This is a genomic window from Cellulomonas sp. SG140, from assembly GCF_025770785.1.
Lineage (GTDB): Bacteria > Actinomycetota > Actinomycetes > Actinomycetales > Cellulomonadaceae > Cellulomonas.
The window spans coordinates 14,457-27,040 of record NZ_JANZLA010000003.1 but is presented as its reverse complement, the minus strand read 5'-3'; the positions used below and the strand labels follow the sequence as shown (position 1 = coordinate 27,040).

The following is a 12,584-nucleotide window of genomic DNA, read 5'->3' as shown; positions in this document are numbered from 1 at the left end:
CCCGGAGCGCGACGGGTCCGACGACGAGACCGCTGCCGTCGGCCGAGCGGGCGACGAAGGTGCCCAGTCGCGTCTGCCATCCTGGGACCGTTGTCGACCCACGCGGGTCCGACTCGGTGCGAGCACCACATTCCGGCACGGTCGTATCGACGTGCCAAGGCCCGTCGCGAGAGGCGTCCTCACCCGTGAACAGCAAGCGCAAGTCCGAGCTGACCGAACGTCAGGCCCGCCTGGCAGAGATCAAGGCGGCCCAGAAGCGGGCTGAACGCCGGCGGACCATCCTGATCGCCACGATCATCGGGGTGGTCGTCCTCGCGCTGGTCGGGACGACCACGACCGTGCTCGTCCGCCAGGCCCGGCACCAGGCCAGCGTCCAGGCCGCTGCAAAGGCGCCGATCTCCGGCGTTCAGACGTTCACCAACTTGTCGCGAAACCACGTCACGGGGACGGTCGCGTACGCCCAGAACCCGCCTGTCGGCGGCGACCACTCCGAGATCGATCAGAACTGCGGCTACTACTCCGCGCCGGTCGCCGACGAGAACGCCGTGCACTCCATGGAGCACGGCGCGGTATGGATCACCCACCAGGCAGACCTGCCCGCAGCCCAGCTGACGACGCTGCGCAGCTTCGCAGCCAAGAGCGCCTATGTCCTGGTCACGCCCCGTACCGGCCTCCCGGCCCCCGTGGTCGCGTCCGCCTGGGGCGTCCAGCTGCAGCTGGCCTCCGCTGACGACCCGCGACTGGCAGCGTTCGTCACCAAGTACGCCAACGGCCCCCAGACACCCGAACCGGGCGCATCGTGCTCCGGGGGCACCGGGACGCCCGAGGCGCAGTAGCCCGAACCGAGCAAGCCGGAAGGGCTCAGCACCGACCGGACCACGCCGGGCCCACCCCTCTTCATCGGATCTCAATCATCGCGACGCTGGTCCCTTCGCATGGCGGGCGCACGCTGGATGTCAGCGGTAGGCCTTGAGGTGCCGGCCGACGAGACAGTGGAGGTCACGATGATGGGTTGGTACGGCGGCGGCATGGGTGTCGGCGCCTGGATCATGATGGGCCTGTTCTGGGTGCTGCTGATCGGCGCGATCGTGTGGCTGGTGGTGGCGCTCACGGGCCAGAGCCGCCGATCCGGACCTGTGTCGGGAGGCTATGGGCCTTGGGACGCCGGCCAGGGCCGCACCGAGAGCGCACCGCGGACCCCGTCGCCGCTCGAGCTGCTCGACCGCCGGCTTGCGGCCGGTGAGATCGACGTGGCCACCTACCAGCAGACGCGTGCTGCGCTGCTGGACAGCCGGGGTGGCCAGCCGTGACCACCGACGTGCTGGCACCGGGCACCGGTGCCAGCCCGCCGCCGTTCTCGACGGAGGGAGGACGACGGCCACGCACCCGGAGATGGCTGGTCGCGGCCCTCGTGACCGCCGTGGTGCTGCTCGTGGGATCGGTCGTCGGGACCATTACATGGACCCGTGGCGGTGCGGGCACATCGACCGGCACCTCGTGGTCCGGGTCGTACGGCGGAATGATGGGCGGCCGCGTGTCGACCCGAGTGCCGGCTCTGCCGGGAACCACCGTGCGCGTCAGCGCGGTGGACATGGGCGCCATGATGGGCGGCCGCTCCGGGATGCGGCTGACGGTCAGCCGGGGTTCCGTCCCGGCAGGCACTGTCTCGCTCGTCCTAGCGAACCTGGGCTTCCGGACTCACGAGCTGGTCGTGCTGCCGCTCGCGTCCGATCAGCAGGTAGGCGAGCGGGCCGTCGGGTCCGACGGGACGGTCGACGAGACCGGCAGCCTCGGGGAGGCGTCGCAGACGGCCGGCTCGGGCACCGGCGAAGGCATCCAGCCCGGAACGGCTGGCTGGACCACGCTCGACCTCCCCGCCGGACGGTACGAGCTGATCTGCAACCTGCCGGGCCACTACGCCGCCGGCATGTTCGCCGAGCTCACCGTCTCCTGAGCCGCTCGCGACGGCCTGCCCACTCTCGGGCGATCCGGGAGTGGGCAGGCCGTCGCAGTCCCAGTCGTCTGCCCAGCTACCGCACGGGCAACGCGAGGGTGACGCTGGTCCCGCGTCCGACCTGGGACCGAACCGTGACGGCACCCCCCGCCAGGGTCGCGCGCTCGCGCATGCCGGCCAGTCCAAAGCCGGCCGTGCGTCGTCCGGGTGCGAAGCCGCGCCCGTCATCCGCGACGGTCAGCACCAGCTGATCCTCGACGGCGAGCTCGACGGTCACGCGTGTTGCACGGGCATGCCGGGCGACGTTGCTCAGCGCCTCCTGAGCGATGCGGTACGCGGCGAGCTCGATCTCTGGCGCCGGCCGGACTTCAGGTCCGACGGCGTTCAGCTCGACCGTCACGCCGGTGCGTTCCTGGACCTCCGAGACCAGCTGCCGCAAAGCTGGTAGCAGGCCGAGATCGTCGAGCACCGGCGGTCGCAAACCGCGGATCAGACGTCGGAGTCCGACCGCGGCACCGTTGGCAATGCGTCGAGCCTCCCGGACCGCCTCTCGGGTACCTCCGGCGAGCCCGGAGTCGTCCAGCACGCGCGTCAGGTACGTGAGCTGCTGGAGCGGGTCGTCGTGCAGCTCACGCGCCAGGTGAAGACGCTCCTCCTCCTGAGCTCGCAGCACCCCGGCAGTCAGCGCACGCTGGAGCTCGAGCCTGCGACTCTGCTCGGTCACGTCGACGAGGACCACCTGCGTCAGCGCCCGCCGAGCCGGCGCACCCACCCGGTGCGCGGACACCAGGAACAAGCGTTCCTCACCGTCGGTGGCCCGGATGGTCCACACCCGTCCCGTCGTGAGTTCGTCCGAACCCGCACCCAGGACGCTGTGAAGGGGCGCCCCGAGCGCCCCCTCCCCGAGCAAGCTCTGCCCGGCCGCGTTCAGCTCGACGACCACCCCGGACGCGTCGGTGACGACGACCGGCGACGGTTGATGGTCGAACAGGTCGCGGTACCTGGTCTCGGTCAGCGCCAGCCGCTCCAGAGCGCTTTCCAGCCCGCCACGGCTGTCGCGCTCTCTGTCCACGTGCCGCCCCACGACGACGCTGCTGGCCGCCAGCACGACCATCCCGACCAGCTCGATCGAGACGTGCTCGTTCGAAGCGGTCTGCACGTAGAACAACGCCCAGTGCAGGCCGAAGAGGCCGGTCGCCCACACCGACGTCGCCACCGCGCCCCTGGTGCCGAACCCGACCGCCGCATACAGGAGAGGAATGAGCATCAAGTTGGAGGTCAGCGGTGTGGGAACCCCCGCCAGGTCGCGGCCGTCGAGCGAGCGCAGGGTGAGCACGTGAAGCGCCATGATCGCCAGGATCGCGATCTGGATCACCCAGAACCTCCCCGACCGCCACGGCACCCACGGCGACGCGTTCGCCTGCAGACCACGCAGCCGTTGCCGCAAGCCCCTGTCCGGTAGCTCAGCCCCGCTCACCGGCACCTCGCAGCAGGCCGGAGGCGAACGCCGTGACCACGGCCTCCGTCCGAGAGTGCACGGCGAGCTTGGCGTAGAGGGCGGCGCAGTGGCGCTCCACCGTGCGCGTGCTGATGTGCAGAGCGGCTGCGACCTGGTGGTTCGACATCCCCCGCGCGAGGCAGTCGAGCACGGTCTGCTCCCGTTCGGTCAGCCCAGGGCCGGACTGCACGCCGGGCAGCGTACTGAGCAGACGGACCAAGACGTCCGGCCGCACCACCGTGTGACCCGCCGCCACGGAACGGATCGCCTCGACCAGCTCCTCCCCCGGTGCGGTCTTGCTGAGGTGGCCCGAGGCGCCCGCTTCCAGAGCACCACGCACGTACTCGTCGTCGTCGTACGCGCTGACCATCAGCACGCGCACCTCCGGGTGGGCGGCGCGGATCCGGCGGGTCGCATCGATGCCACTGATCCCCGGCAACCGGATGTCCATCAGCACGACGTCGGGGACCAAGCGGTCGACCAGAGCCAGCGCCATCTCCCCCGAATCGGCATCCGCCACGACCTCGAAGTCGTCATGCTGCGCCAGGATGCTGCGGGCACCGTCACGGTGCAGCGCATGGTCGTCGACGACCAGCACCCGGATCACCGGCGTCACGAGCCGACCCTACGACCTGGGAGGTCACGGGTCGACGGGCCGTTTCTCGCCACCGATGGCGGCAATCACCCATAGGCCGTGACGGCACCTGGCCACCCAACAGCCGGTCGCGTCCCTGTCGACACCGACGGCCCGAATCGAGACTTGAGAGCGGAACGGTGCGCGACGGTGGGCACCGACGTTCGAGGGAGAACGGCCATGAGGTCAGTGACCGCGCAGCGGCGCCGCAACCGGCCACGAGTGCGCCTCGTGATGGTCCTTGCAGTCGGTGCACTGCTGGGATTCCCGTCCGCGGCATCTGCCCACGGCGGCGAGGGCGAACCCCAAGAGGGCTACCTCCTGGTCCAGCAGGCACTCGGCTACCTCGCGCACGAGGGCATGGACGGGATCGACCCAGCGATGGAGAAGGTCGACGACGCCCTTGCCACAAGCGACCAGGAAGGCGTCGACGTCGCCTTGGTCACGCAGGCCCGTGCCTCCCTCGAGGCGGGAGACGTGCTCACCGCGGAGAACACGTTGCAGCAGTCGATCACTGCCGCGGTCAGCCAGCTGATGCCGGCCGTCGGCGCGGAGACCGGTACCACGGTGGTCACACCCGACCTGCCCGGTCGGGCCGCGCTGTCCGGGCTGGACTGGATGTTCCTCGCGGTCTCGGCGGTGCTGGTGCTCGTCGGAGTCGCGCTCGCCGCAGTGTTCCGGCCGGAGGAGCCCCTGCGGGTGATCCGCGCCCACCTCGGCGATCCCCGGCCCGCTCACATCAACGCGCACTGACGGGAGTCGAACGATGGCCACGAGCATCGACCAGCAGGCCCGGGCAAGCCAGCCCGCCGACGGCAGCACCGGCCGCGAGCCCACCGGTGGTGCGCCCCGCGGGCGAGGTCGGCTGATCCTCGACGCGATCGACGAACGCCTCGGCATCGGCGCCCTGGAGTACCCCGTGCCCGATCACGCCAACAACCTGGCGTGGAGCCTCGGCGGAATCACGGCGGCGTCACTCGGCATCCTCATCGTGACCGGGATCCTGCTCGTGCAGTTCTACAACCCGGTCCCCGAAGCGGCGAACGCCTCCGTCCGTCACATCGTGACCGGCGTCTGGGGAGGACGGTTCGTCCGCGGACTGCACTTCTGGGCGGCGCAGGCGATGTACGTCACCGCGGCGCTGCACATGGCGCGGGTGTTCGTCACCGGGTCGTACAAGCGCCCTCGGGAGGCGAACTACCTCATCGGGGTAGCCATGTTCGGCCTCGTCACCCTCGCCATCTTCACCGGCACGGTCCTGAAGTGGGACCAAGAGGGCTTCGAGGCACTCAGCCACAACATCGAGATCGGCAAGCTCGTGGCCGGGGTGGGCCTGTGGTTCTCCCCGACCTTCGCCGACCAGGTGCCGATGCTCGTGCGCCTCTACGGCGCGCACGTCGTGATCCTGCCCGGGCTGATCCTCGTCCTTGCCGTGCTGCACGGCCTGCTGGTGAAGAAGCACAAGATCTCGCCGCATCCCTCGCTGCCGGCCGACGACACCGGCACGCAGGCGCCTGCGGACGAGCCGACCGAGCCCTTCACGCACCACCTGCGTCGGATCGCCGCGTTCGGCGTGGTGGTCCTGGGCATCGCGGGAATCCTGGCGGTCCTCGCCCCGCCGCCGGTGGGCGCACCTCCCGTCGCGGGGATCGAGATCACCCGACCGCCGTGGATGTTCTGGTGGGTGTTCACCCTGGAGAACTGGGTGGGGCTCTCCGGGATCCTCTGGGGCGAGCTGGCGTTCTTCGCGCTCCTCGTCGCCGTTCCCTTCATCGACCGCAACCCGAGACGATCCTGGCGGCAGCGGCCGGTGGCGATGTCGATCGCGGGGTCCGTCGTTGTCCTGCTGGTGGTCCTCACCGTCCTCATGGCGGCGACCCCGGCCAAGCAGCACCTCGGGATGTGAGGGCGTGGTGACCACCGTGCGCCGTCGTCCGCACCCTCGAGTTCCGCGCCGGCTCGCGCGGGTCTTCTGGTCCCTGGTCCTCGTCGCCATCGCGGCGAGCGGTTCGGTCAGCGCAGCCCTCACCGCGCGTCCGGGGCCGCTGACCGCGCTGTGGTTTGCAGCCAGCCTCGTCGTCGCGGTCTGTGCTCTGGCGCTCGCGGGGCGCGTGATGTTCGCTCTGGGACGCGGTCGCCGTGCGGAATGAAGCCGCGGGCTAGACAGCTGCCGTCACTGAGCGGGTGTCGCGCTGCTCCGCGGGTCCGGGATCTGCCGCCCCGACGAGACGGATGTCGGCGTGGTCGCCAGGCGTAGCGCGAGCAGGACGACCAGCAGTCCGATCAGCGTCCAGGAGCGGGGTCGTTCCCCCAGTAGCATGAAGGACAGCACGATGCCGAACACCGGGGTCAGGAACGTCCACGCGGTGAGCGCATCCATCCGCGAGCGACGTGCCTCCGCGAACCAGACCACGGTCGTCGCTGCCGTGCCGAGCAGTGCCAGGAAGCTCAGCGAGCCGACGAAGCGGGGCGTCCAGGCGATGGCGGGAGAACCGTCGACAGCCGTCGCGAGCCCGACGAGCACGATGCCGCCGATGGCGAGGTGCCAACCGCTGGCCACCACCAGGTCCACGTCGCCGAGGCGACGGGCAAGCAGGGTGCCGACCGTCACGCCCGCCGCCGCGAGGAGCGACACCAGGGCGCCTCTGCCACCACCGCCCGGCAGTGCCACGAGCAAGAGACCACTGAAGCCGACGGCCAGTGCCGTCGTCGTCCGTGCCGACAACCGCTCCCCGAAGAGCCACCAGGCCGGCAGAAGGATCAGCAGGGGCTGGGCGTTGGCCAGCACCGCGGCGGACCCCGTGGCGCCGCTGGCCGCGCCGTAGAACATCGCCGCGAACGCCACCGTGACGTTGACCAGGCCTAGGACGGCGATCTTCGTCCATGCCCGGACGCCGACGGGGACCGGGCGGTGCTGAACGGCGCCGACGGCGAGCAGCACCACCCCGGCCAGCACCGCCCGCAGCGCGGCGAACCACAGCACCGGTGCATCGCGAAGCCCCCACCGGATCGCGACGAAGCAACCACCCAGCACTGCAGTGACCCACAGCATGCGTGCCGGCCTGGGACGGTGCCGGACCACGTCCGACCCGTCCCAGGCGCCGGTGTCCCCGTGCACGTCCTGAACCGATCAGTGGCTGATGACCGGTTCGGGGTCGAGCGGCCGCCGGTCAGCAGCCGGATGCGGCGAGGCAGCCGGGGGCAGCTGGGCCGGCAGACGCAGCCGCTTCAGCATCAAGGCGTTGACAGCGACGATCACCGACGAGCCGGACATGGACAGCGCGGCGATCTCGGGGCTGAGCGTCAGGCCGATCGAGGCGAACACCCCGGCCGCGATGGGCAGGGCGATGGTGTTGTACCCGATGGCCCAGCCGAGGTTCTGCCGCATCTTGCGCAGAGTCCCCCGGCCCACGCGCAGCGCGACCGGGACGTCGAGCGGGTCCGATCGCATGAGCACGATGTCGGCGGTCTCGATGGCCACATCCGTGCCGGCGCCGATCGCGATCCCGATGTCCGCCGTCGCCAGCGCCGGAGCGTCGTTCACCCCGTCACCCACCATCGCGACCTTCTTGCCCGCCTGCTGCAGCTGGGTGACCTTGTCCGCCTTGTCACCCGGCAGCACCTCGGCGATCACCGTGTCGATGCCCAGCTGAGCGGCGATCCGTCGAGCGGTCGCCTCGTTGTCCCCGGTCAGCATGACCACCTCGATGCCCAGCTGGTGCAACGAGGCGACGGCGCCCGGCGCGCTCTCGCGTGCGGCATCCGCGAGGCCGACGACGGCGACCGCCCGTCCGTCGACCGCACCGATCACCGCGGTGCGACCGGTGTCGGCCAGCTCGTCGCGCACGGAGGCGAGGTCACCCAGCTGGACGCCCTCGGCATCCATCAACCTGCGGTTGCCGACCACGACGCGGCGCCCCTGGACGGTCGCCGTCGCCCCATGCCCGGCGACGTTGCGGAACTCCAACGCGGCCAACGCCGGTACGCCCTGCTCCTCGGCGTGCTTCACAACGGCGCGAGCCAGCGGATGCTCCGACTCCCGCTCGACGGCGGCGACGAGCGCCAGCGCCTCGTCCTGCGCCATGCCCCGGACGACGAGGTCGGTGACCTCCGGCTCACCCTTGGTGAGCGTGCCGGTCTTGTCCATCACGACGGTGTCGATGCGGGCCGAGGTCTCCAGCGCAGTGGCGTTCTTGAACAGCACGCCGCGCTTGGCGCCGAGACCCGTGCCCACCATGATCGCGGTCGGCGTGGCCAGGCCCAGCGCGTCCGGGCAGGTGATCACCACGACAGTGATCGCGAACAGCACCGCGGTGGCGACCGGAGCGCCGATCAGCCACCAGGCCAGGAAGGTCGCGCTGCCGCCCAGCAGAGCGACGAAGACCAGCCAGAACGCGGCCCGGTCCGCCAGCCGCTGGCCGGGTGCCTTGGAGTTCTGCGCCTCCTGGACCAGCTTGACGATCTGGGCCAGGGCGGTGTCCTCGCCGACCTTGCTCGCCCGCGCCCGCAGCGTGCCCGACACGTTGATCGAGGCACCGATGATCGCGTCTCCGGGAGCCTTGCTGACCGGCAGCGACTCCCCCGTGACCATCGACTCGTCGACCTCGGACTCGCCCTCCTCGACGACGGCGTCCACCGGGATCTTCGACCCAGGCCGCACCAGCAGCAGGTCCCCGACCACCACCTCCGCGGTCGGCACCTCCGTCTCGACCCCGCCGCGCAGGACGACCGCCTTCGGCGGCGCCAGCTCCAGGAGCGTGCGCACCGCCTCGTTCGCCCCACCGCGGGCGCGCATCTCGAACCAGTGACCCAGCAGGACGAAGGTCGCCAGCACGGTGGCCGCCTCGTAGAAGGCGTCGCCCCCGCCCGTCAGCGTCACGCCCAGGCTGTAGAGCCAGCCGGTCCCGACGGCGACCGCCACCAGCACCATCATGTCGAGCGTCTTTGCCCGCAGGGCGCGGTAGGCGCCGTCGAAGAAGATCCAGGCGGCGTAGAACACCACCGGCAGCGACAGCAGCAGCATGAACACGTCGTCACGCAGCCCGAACGGTGCCGGCGCGGTGAACCCGAGGAACTTGCGTCCGATCGGGGACCACAAGGTGATCGGGATCGAGAACACCAGCGCCACCAGGAACCGGTTGCGCATGTCGCGGACCATGTCCGCCATCGACCCGCCACCGTGGTGACCGCCGTGGCCCATGAGCTCGTGCGCCGACGGCGCGGCCGCCTCGCCATGGCCAGCGTGCGGCTGCGGGAGGTGGACGTCAGGCGCGCCATGCGCGTGCGTCACCTCGTGAGGCATGTCGGCGTGCACGTCGTGCTCAGCGTGAGGGGTACCGAGGTGAGGCCCGTGCTCCGCGGGAGGTGCGGGCGCCCTGTGCACATCGTGCGGGCCTTGCCGCTCCTCGACGCCAGGCTCGTGGTGCCCGTCGGGGCCCCCCGTTGATGCCACGCCTGGTTCCGCCATCGGCAGGCACACATGCCCCGGCACCGCACGGCCCTCGCAGTGGTACCCGCACGCGTTGACCCATCCGACCAGCTGCGCCAGCGACGTGACCGCGGGATCGAAGGTGACCGTCGCCGTCTGCGACAGGGCGTGGGCCTCCACCGCCAGCACGCCGGCCTGCTGCATCAGAGTCTTCTCGACGATCGGCTCCGACGTGGCCCAGTGCAAGCCCTCGAGGGCCAGCACCGTCGTCCGAGGATTGGTCATGGCAATGAACCTCCCGTGAGGCGGATACGTCCGTTCCTACTCGCACCGGGTGAACGCGCTGGTGCGTTGGTGACCCGGCGACCGGGCCCTGCGGCGGGGCGGCCGACTCGAGATCGCCGGTCGGGCAGGCCGCTCGACATAGGGCGGCCTGCCCCACTGCTCACTTGCCGGCGTACTTCACCGGGTCTGCCTCGAAGCTCTTGGCGCAGTGCGGAGAGCAGAAGTAGTACTGCACCCCCTCGTGCTCCACGCTGCTTGCCGTCGCAGGGTCGACGCTCATGCCACACACGGGGTCGATGGCCTTCGAAGACTTCCCGAACATCGGTTCCTCCTTGCCGTCACTTGCTGCCGACGTCCGACTCGACGACCGGAGGCGGTACCCAACCTGGCCACGCCCGCGCTCGCGGGAACCGAACGTCGATCCGAGGACCGGGGTGGGCCTCGCCTCTATAGGTATACCCCGTATGGGTATCGCACCAGCGACGCCCTATGAAGATCTGACGAAGATCCGCCCCTCGACGACCGGGCGGAGCCCTACGGTCGTCCCTCGAACTCGGCGGGTCGAAAGAGCGCCGGCGGGTCGTAGTGCTGCGCTGGCCCCGTCGGCGCGACGGGTGCCTCTGGGTGCGCGGCGCCGATGCTCTGGTAGCACTGCACTGTGCTCCGAACTCGGGCGGCCGGCGCGACAAGGCGGCGAGCGCCGCTCAGCTTGGCGGCAGCCGCGACCGGGTCCTCGCTGAGGAGCTCGCCGTCAAGAAGCCTGGCCGGCACGTGAAGCAGCTCGGAGCGCGCAAGGGTCGCGAAGGTCGTCTGGTTCATGCGCGTGATCTGCGTGAGGACCTCACACGAGCCGTGGAGAGCCTCGAGCGTGTCGCGGGTTCGCGGATCCCAGATCGTCGTGATGCGCGCCGGGCGGTCCAGGGGCACAAGCTCGGTCAGGAGCTCGCGGGCGGCGAGGATGTCGACACGGATTGCCGGATCTGGTGGGCCGGGAGCAAGGTAGTCATCGAGGTCGACCATGAGGCGTTGGAATGCATGCGCGGTCTTGACGAGGCCACTCGACGATGAGGCCGGTACGCGGTAGTCCATGCCGTGGGCGTGGGCGGCGTGAACATGCGCTGCCATGCCGAGCCCGGCGAGGTCGCGCAATGTCACGACGGAGTAGTCCGGCACCGTGTCCGCGAGCTGCCACGCTGCGTGCCGGAGGCGCAGCATCCGATCTCCGAGCTCGATGAGCGAATCGCCCTCGCGGACTGGGTAGATGTTCGTCGTCACGTCGCGCAGTCCGCGCCCGTGGTCGTGGTCGGACGCCAGCTCGTGCAGCCGGTGGGTCAGCGACTTGCTGGTCGACCGGTCCGGAAGCCACCGGTTGACCTGCTCCCAGGGGATGTCGCGATGCCTGCATGCGGCTCCGATGGCCGAGTCGGCGTTCAGCGTCAGGTCCGTCAGTGCTGCGATGAACGCGAGAGCGCCATGGCGTTGCTCCGGGTCCAGCACCAGGGATGCCTGCTCGGAGCGCGGTTCGTAGCGGGGGCCCACGTGCGTGGCGAGCAGGTCGATGGCCGCGCCGAGCTTGTCGGCCGCGTCGCGCCACGGATGGTCGAACGTCGGTTCGGGGTACGGCACCTGCACGGGTCGCTGCGTGAGAGGACCCAGGCTGGCGAAGAGGTTCGCCGCGACGCGGTCCAGGTCATCGTGGTCGGGCCGGCCCCGGCCCTGGGGCAGCCGGTCCGCCGCGCGAGTCTTGGCCGGGTCGAGCAGCCACCAGGCGTGGTTGCGCAGGGCCGCCAGCAGGTCATAGTACGTGCCGACGGTGTTCTGGACCTGCGTGAGGTCGCGGAAACCCCGCCGCATCACGTGCAGGAGGCCGGTGTGGATGTCGACCCCCGCGCGCCCGACGAGGTCACCGTAGGTCGCCCTCATGACCGCAGGTCCATCAGCACGTCGCGAGCCGCCACGACCTTCGAACCGACACTTCGCGCGAGCTGCCGGTCGCTCGGCGCACAGTCGACGGCCCCGAGCGGGGTCAGCCGGCGCAGTGCGCCGTCCAGCAGGCCGACGATCACCGCGCGGGTCTCCGCAACGTCGAGACTCTGGCTCGCAGGCCCCAGATCGACAGCGAGGGCCGCCAGCGGCACCTCGGGGTGCGCCCAGCCGACCTCGTCGCGCGCCTCACCGGAGTCCATCGCGGCGTAGGCCAGCTCGGCGCCCAGGTCGAGCGGCACCTGCAGCGACAAGCGGAAGGTGGCCTTGGTCGCGGCGAACAGCAGCCACCACACCCCCGCCCAGTCGTTCCCGACGTGTTCGAGCGCCGCCGCGGCGCCCGTCGACCACGTGTCGCTCATGGTGACCTCCGATCCCCCTCGGCCCCAGGGTCACGCGGCGCCAGCGTCCACGTGGCCAGCAGCCGATGCTCTGTGGACGACTTGGCCCCTCATAAGCGGGTGTGCGGAATCGGCGAAACACGCGACGCCGACATCCGCTGCAGCGCGTGAGCACCGGCGCCAAGGACCGCTCCCATCGATCCGACCGTCAGGGGCCGATCACTCCTGGCGCACCATCTCCCTCGCCCTCCGCCGGCCATCCACCCGACCCCTCCGCACCCGACCTTCCGCCCCGACCCCTCCCACTCCCCCCCGCAGCACCTGCCGGCCCTCCCCGCCGCCATCGACCTACCCGGCCCCTGCCATCAACCCGCTAGACACCTCTGGCACCCGGGCTCTGGTTCGGGCCGTCGCCGTCGCGTGTTTCGGCGGATCCGCGCTCCCGCTGATGTGGGGACACG

13 protein-coding genes are annotated in these 12,584 nt (G+C 70.7%); 6 read left to right on the top strand and 7 right to left on the bottom strand.

From position 1 onward, the window contains the following. The first annotated feature begins 185 nt into the window (after nucleotides 1-185). The 3 genes from N0B34_RS06535 (at nucleotide 186) to N0B34_RS06525 (ending at nucleotide 1,954) form a co-directional block, all read left to right on the top strand. Nucleotides 186-836, top strand: coding sequence for a DUF3105 domain-containing protein (locus N0B34_RS06535; protein ID WP_263730533.1), 651 nt, complete (start codon nucleotides 186-188; stop codon nucleotides 834-836). Between the two features lie 168 nt (nucleotides 837-1,004). After that, nucleotides 1,005-1,310 (top strand): SHOCT domain-containing protein, encoded by a 306-nt coding sequence (locus tag N0B34_RS06530; protein WP_263730532.1) that lies wholly within the window; start codon nucleotides 1,005-1,007, stop codon nucleotides 1,308-1,310. Further along, nucleotides 1,307-1,954, top strand: coding sequence for a sulfocyanin-like copper-binding protein (locus N0B34_RS06525; protein ID WP_263730531.1), 648 nt, complete (start codon nucleotides 1,307-1,309; stop codon nucleotides 1,952-1,954). The genes N0B34_RS06530 and N0B34_RS06525 overlap by 4 nt, the downstream gene beginning before the upstream one ends. 76 nt (nucleotides 1,955-2,030) lie before the next feature. Here N0B34_RS06525 and N0B34_RS06520 read toward each other — a convergent pair whose 3' ends face one another. Together N0B34_RS06520 and N0B34_RS06515 are read right to left on the bottom strand one after the other, a co-directional pair. After that, nucleotides 2,031-3,068 carry an ATP-binding protein gene (locus N0B34_RS06520; protein WP_263730530.1) on the bottom strand — a complete coding sequence of 346 codons (1,038 nt, stop codon included), beginning with the start codon at nucleotides 3,066-3,068 and terminating at the stop codon, nucleotides 2,031-2,033. Between the two features lie 349 nt (nucleotides 3,069-3,417). After that, nucleotides 3,418-4,068 carry a response regulator transcription factor gene (locus N0B34_RS06515; protein ID WP_263730529.1) on the bottom strand — a complete coding sequence of 217 codons (651 nt, stop codon included), beginning with the start codon at nucleotides 4,066-4,068 and terminating at the stop codon, nucleotides 3,418-3,420. 198 nt (nucleotides 4,069-4,266) lie between these two features. Here N0B34_RS06515 and N0B34_RS06510 point away from each other — a divergent pair, with 198 nt between their 5' ends. Genes N0B34_RS06510 through N0B34_RS06500 form a run of 3 tightly spaced genes read left to right on the top strand, consistent with a single transcriptional unit; the run spans nucleotide 4,267 to nucleotide 6,236 of the window. After that, nucleotides 4,267-4,839, top strand: coding sequence for a hypothetical protein (locus tag N0B34_RS06510; RefSeq protein WP_263730528.1), 573 nt, complete (start codon nucleotides 4,267-4,269; stop codon nucleotides 4,837-4,839). A 13-nt stretch (nucleotides 4,840-4,852) separates the two neighbouring features. Further along, nucleotides 4,853-5,992, top strand: a complete 1,140-nt coding sequence (locus N0B34_RS06505; protein WP_263730527.1) for a cytochrome b — start codon at nucleotides 4,853-4,855, stop codon at nucleotides 5,990-5,992. A gap of 4 nt (nucleotides 5,993-5,996) precedes the next feature. Further along, nucleotides 5,997-6,236 carry a hypothetical protein gene (locus tag N0B34_RS06500; protein ID WP_263730526.1) on the top strand — a complete coding sequence of 80 codons (240 nt, stop codon included), beginning with the start codon at nucleotides 5,997-5,999 and terminating at the stop codon, nucleotides 6,234-6,236. A 23-nt stretch (nucleotides 6,237-6,259) separates the two neighbouring features. On the opposite strand, the gene N0B34_RS06495 is transcribed toward N0B34_RS06500, so the two are convergent. The 5 genes from N0B34_RS06495 to N0B34_RS06475 all read right to left on the bottom strand — a co-directional run bounded on the left by N0B34_RS06495 (nucleotide 6,260) and on the right by N0B34_RS06475 (nucleotide 12,144). Further along, complete coding sequence (locus N0B34_RS06495) at nucleotides 6,260-7,204, bottom strand: DMT family transporter (RefSeq protein WP_263730525.1); 945 nt, start codon at nucleotides 7,202-7,204, stop codon at nucleotides 6,260-6,262. Nucleotides 7,205-7,216: 12 nt separating this feature from the next. Continuing rightward, entirely contained in the window at nucleotides 7,217-9,799 is a 2,583-nt protein-coding gene (locus tag N0B34_RS06490) for a heavy metal translocating P-type ATPase (RefSeq protein ID WP_263730524.1), read from the bottom strand. A gap of 160 nt (nucleotides 9,800-9,959) precedes the next feature. Beyond that, nucleotides 9,960-10,121, bottom strand: coding sequence for a YHS domain-containing protein (locus N0B34_RS06485; protein ID WP_263730523.1), 162 nt, complete (start codon nucleotides 10,119-10,121; stop codon nucleotides 9,960-9,962). Between the two features lie 212 nt (nucleotides 10,122-10,333). Further along, a complete protein-coding gene (locus N0B34_RS06480) occupies nucleotides 10,334-11,722 on the bottom strand; it encodes a hypothetical protein (RefSeq protein ID WP_263730522.1) in 1,389 nt (462 codons plus the stop codon). Continuing rightward, complete coding sequence (locus tag N0B34_RS06475; protein ID WP_263730521.1) at nucleotides 11,719-12,144, bottom strand: hypothetical protein; 426 nt, start codon at nucleotides 12,142-12,144, stop codon at nucleotides 11,719-11,721. The genes N0B34_RS06480 and N0B34_RS06475 overlap by 4 nt, the downstream gene beginning before the upstream one ends. Between the last annotated feature and the right edge of the window lie 440 nt (nucleotides 12,145-12,584).

What these genes read in the sequence shown, in the direction of transcription:
- N0B34_RS06480 (WP_263730522.1), bottom strand. Translation starts at nt 11,722, where the DNA reads ATGAGGGCGACCTACGGTGACCTCGTCGGGCGCGCGGGGGTCGACATC.
- N0B34_RS06475 (WP_263730521.1), bottom strand. Translation starts at nt 12,144, where the DNA reads ATGAGCGACACGTGGTCGACGGGCGCCGCGGCGGCGCTCGAACACGTC.
- N0B34_RS06530 (WP_263730532.1), top strand. Translation starts at nt 1,005, where the DNA reads ATGATGGGTTGGTACGGCGGCGGCATGGGTGTCGGCGCCTGGATCATG.
- N0B34_RS06520 (WP_263730530.1), bottom strand. Translation starts at nt 3,068, where the DNA reads ATGGTCGTGCTGGCGGCCAGCAGCGTCGTCGTGGGGCGGCACGTGGAC.
- N0B34_RS06505 (WP_263730527.1), top strand. Translation starts at nt 4,853, where the DNA reads ATGGCCACGAGCATCGACCAGCAGGCCCGGGCAAGCCAGCCCGCCGAC.
- N0B34_RS06485 (WP_263730523.1), bottom strand. Translation starts at nt 10,121, where the DNA reads ATGTTCGGGAAGTCTTCGAAGGCCATCGACCCCGTGTGTGGCATGAGC.
- N0B34_RS06510 (WP_263730528.1), top strand. Translation starts at nt 4,267, where the DNA reads ATGAGGTCAGTGACCGCGCAGCGGCGCCGCAACCGGCCACGAGTGCGC.
- N0B34_RS06490 (WP_263730524.1), bottom strand. Translation starts at nt 9,799, where the DNA reads ATGACCAATCCTCGGACGACGGTGCTGGCCCTCGAGGGCTTGCACTGG.